This is a genomic window from Mesorhizobium sp. M2A.F.Ca.ET.067.02.1.1 (genome assembly GCF_004023285.1).
In the GTDB taxonomy this organism is placed as follows: domain Bacteria; phylum Pseudomonadota; class Alphaproteobacteria; order Rhizobiales; family Rhizobiaceae; genus Mesorhizobium.
The window spans coordinates 1-2,761 of record NZ_RZSB01000779.1; the positions used below are offsets into that span (position 1 = coordinate 1).

The following is a 2,761-nucleotide window of genomic DNA, read 5'->3' on the forward strand; positions in this document are numbered from 1 at the left end:
GCGGAAGGCGGGGGTCGCGGGCGGCAGCGCGGGCGCGTGGCCGAGCCGCGAGGCGGCGGCGAAGCGGCCGGCGAGCAGGCCGATCGCGGCGCTTTCCACATAGCCTTCGCAGCCGGTGATCTGGCCGGCAAAGCGCAGACCCGGCCGCGATTTCAGCTGCAGCGAGGGATCGAGCAGCGTCGGCGAGTTGATGTAGGTGTTGCGGTGCAGGCCGCCGAGGCGCGCGAACTCAGCATTTTCGAGCCCAGGAATGGTGCGGAAGATGCGCACCTGCTCGGCATGCTTCAGCTTCGTCTGGAAACCGACCATGTTGTAGAGCGTGCCCAGCGCATTGTCCTGACGGAGCTGCATCACCGCATAGGCCTTGACCGAGGGATTGTGGGCGTTGGTCAGGCCCATCGGCTTCATCGGGCCGTAGCGCAGCGTCTCGACGCCGCGTTCGGCCATCACCTCGATCGGCAGGCAGCCGTCGAAATAGGGCGTGCCTTCCCACTCTTTGAACTCGGTTTTCTGGCCCTCCAGCAGCGCCTGGACAAAGGCGAAATACTGGTCCTTGTCCATCGGGCAGTTGATGTAGTCCTTGCCGGTGCCGCCGGGACCGACCTTGTCGTAGCGCGACTGGAACCAGGCGGTGTTCATGTCGATCGTGTCGAAATGCACGATCGGCGCGATGGCATCGAAGAAGGCCAGCGCGTCGGCGCCGGTCGCCTCGGCGATCGACTGTGCCAGCGACGGCGCCGTCAGTGGACCGGTGGCGATGATCGCCTGGTCCCAGTCCGCCGGCGGCAGCCCAGGCACTTCCTCACGTTGGATGGTGATCAGCGGATGCGCTTCGATCTTCGCGGTGACCGCGTCGGAAAACCGGTCGCGGTCGACGGCCAGCGCGCCGCCGGCCGGCACCTGGTTGGCATCGCCGGCGCTCATGATCAGCGAACCGGCCAGCCGCATTTCGGCATGCAGCAGGCCGACCGCGTTGTTTTCGGCGTCGTCGGAGCGGAAGGAGTTCGAGCAGACGAGCTCGGCCAGACCATCGGTCTTATGCGCGTCGGTGCCGCGCACCGGGCGCATCTCGTGCAGCACGACCGGAACGCCGGCCTCGGCGATTTGCCATGCCGCTTCGGAGCCGGCGAGGCCGCCGCCGATGACGTGTACGATGTTTTTGCTCATGAGCGCCGGAATAATCGCTTGGCGGCCCGATTGCAATTGCCGGGCGGCAACGGCGAGAAACTGGCGCCAAAAACAACAACACCCGCCGGGGGAGGAGGTCCGGCGGGTGTCGTTTTGGGGGTCGATCCTCGGGAGGAGGTGAAGATCGACCTAATTCGTCATCGCCGGGGAGGAGGTCGGCTTTGACGAAATCTCTTTCGCCTTTTTTAGAAGGGCGAAACCTTCGAAGACGAACTTCGTTCGCTTGAAGACGAACTACGTTCGCTTCTTGAACAACGCCCGCCGGGGGAGGAGGTCCGGCGGGCGCCGTTTCGGTGGTCAACCCTCGGGAGGAGGTGAAGGTTGACCTCATTCGTCAGGGTCGGGGAGGAGGTCGACCCTGCGAAATTCCTTGCTTAGATCGCCTTGCGGGCGACCATCTTGATCTCGTCGCGGACGATGCCGAGATCATGGAGCTGACGGTTCGAAAGCCGACCCAGCTCGGAAACCGTCTCGCGATAAACGCGCCAGTTACGGTAGCTACGGATCAGGTTCATTGTCTTAACTCTCTTCAATGGTTCGGACCATTTGCGGTCCGAAGCGGATTAGACCGCCTTGCGGGCGACGTAGTGGATGTCGCTGCGGCTGATGCCGAGGTCGGTCAGTTCACGGTTCGACAGGCGGTTCAGCTCGGAAACGGTTTCCCGGTAGCGGCGCCAGTTGCGGTAGTTGCGGATCAGGTTCATGGTAGTTCTCGTTTCGTCTTTAGTTCGGATCATTCCGTTTGTGTACGAACAGAAAATAAGTGGGATCGTATCGATTTAAAAGTGCCGTTGGCGCATGGCAGCAATGCAAATTGTGCAATGCAACATTAACCGCCATTCACGCCTGCGTCACAAAGAAGGCCAATCGAAAAATGCCGCTGCGTCAACGGTTTGGCTGTTCGCTAAGGAAGTGGTCGGGCTTGGGGGAAATGCATGGCGGGCTATGCTAAAAGGGTGAGGGCGGATATCGCGCGCTGGCGGGAGATCGGGCTGATCGATCCCGCCACGGCGGAGGCGCTGGCGTGCGATGTCGCCGCCAATGAGCGCGCGTCTCTGAGCTTCGGCTCCATCCTGGCGATGATGGCGGCGCTTTTGTTCAGCGCCGCGATCCTGATCTTCGTCGCCGCCAATTGGGAGGCCTTCCCGCGTCTCGTTCGCGTGGCGGCTCTGTTTGCGGTCATTCTTGCCGGCTATGTCGGCGGCGCGGTGCTGAAGACGCGTGACCATGCCGCGATCGGCGAGGCGCTGTGGATCGTTGCCGCGGCGGCGTTCGGCGGATCGATCGCGCTGATCGGACAGATGTACCATCTTTCCGGCGACGAGGCGTCGGCGCTGGTGACATGGTGCGTCGGTACGGCACTGGCGGCGGTCGCGCTGCGTTCAAATCCGCTGACCGTGGCGGCGGTCGGCATCGCCGACGCATGGCTGGTCCTCAAGGGATTCGGCTTCTACTGGCGCGCGGAAATTCCGCATCTCTTCATCGTCATGGCGATCGTCCTGTTCGCCATTTCGTTCTGGACGCGCAGCCGGGCCGCGCGCCACCTCCTCATTTTGTCGGTCGTTCTCTATCT

General features: G+C 62.9%; 4 protein-coding genes. 1 reads left to right on the top strand and 3 read right to left on the bottom strand.

All coding sequences use genetic code 11. The features are described 5' to 3' along the window. The 3 genes from trmFO to EOA28_RS31675 form a co-directional block, all read right to left on the bottom strand. A partial coding sequence (gene trmFO, locus EOA28_RS31665) for a methylenetetrahydrofolate--tRNA-(uracil(54)-C(5))-methyltransferase (FADH(2)-oxidizing) TrmFO (RefSeq protein WP_128315650.1) occupies nucleotides 1-1,167 on the bottom strand: 1,167 nt, incomplete at its 3' end. A 395-nt stretch (nucleotides 1,168-1,562) separates the two neighbouring features. Continuing rightward, the gene (locus tag EOA28_RS31670) at nucleotides 1,563-1,703 is read right to left on the bottom strand and encodes a DUF1127 domain-containing protein (protein WP_082056374.1); all 141 of its coding nucleotides are present in this window, start codon (nucleotides 1,701-1,703) and stop codon (nucleotides 1,563-1,565) included. A 48-nt stretch (nucleotides 1,704-1,751) separates the two neighbouring features. Further along, nucleotides 1,752-1,892: a DUF1127 domain-containing protein gene (locus EOA28_RS31675; RefSeq protein ID WP_082056373.1), complete on the bottom strand. Its 141-nt coding sequence runs from the start codon at nucleotides 1,890-1,892 to the stop codon at nucleotides 1,752-1,754. 231 nt (nucleotides 1,893-2,123) lie between these two features. On the opposite strand from EOA28_RS31675, the gene EOA28_RS31680 reads away from it, so the two are divergent. After that, on the top strand, nucleotides 2,124-2,761 hold a 638-nt coding region (locus EOA28_RS31680), incomplete at its 3' end, for a DUF2157 domain-containing protein (protein ID WP_128315651.1).

Coding starts and splice junctions, on each gene's coding strand:
- EOA28_RS31670 (WP_082056374.1), bottom strand. CDS start 1,703: ATGAACCTGATCCGTAGCTACCGTAACTGGCGCGTTTATCGCGAGACG.
- EOA28_RS31675 (WP_082056373.1), bottom strand. CDS start 1,892: ATGAACCTGATCCGCAACTACCGCAACTGGCGCCGCTACCGGGAAACC.